At 56.1% G+C, this 237-nt stretch carries 1 tRNA gene; it reads right to left on the bottom strand.

The features are described from left to right. Positions 1–17: 17 nt before the first annotated feature. Positions 18–94: transfer RNA gene (locus ACLHZ1_RS20925), tRNA-Asp, on the bottom strand. Positions 95–237 lie beyond the last annotated feature (143 nt).

Genomic DNA, 237 nt, shown 5'->3' with positions numbered 1-237 from the left:
AAGGCCTTTCAAATTAGTGGCGGAGCGGACGGGACTCGAACCCGCGACCCCCGGCGTGACAGGCCGGTATTCTAACCGACTGAACTACCGCTCCGCATTCGGTTAGCTTTCGCTAAATCTTCTGCCGTCTCAACGAGGTGTCATCCTCTCGGCCAGTCATGCAATGTGTGCACAACTGTTTAATTGGGTGCCTGGCAGTGTCCTACTCTCGCATGGCGAATGCCACACTACCATCGG

Source organism: Aeromonas sobria (genome assembly GCF_050266975.1).
GTDB lineage: Bacteria > Pseudomonadota > Gammaproteobacteria > Enterobacterales > Aeromonadaceae > Aeromonas > Aeromonas sobria_B.
The sequence above is the reverse complement of the archived record's forward strand: the minus strand, read 5'-3'. Positions and strand labels throughout refer to the sequence as shown.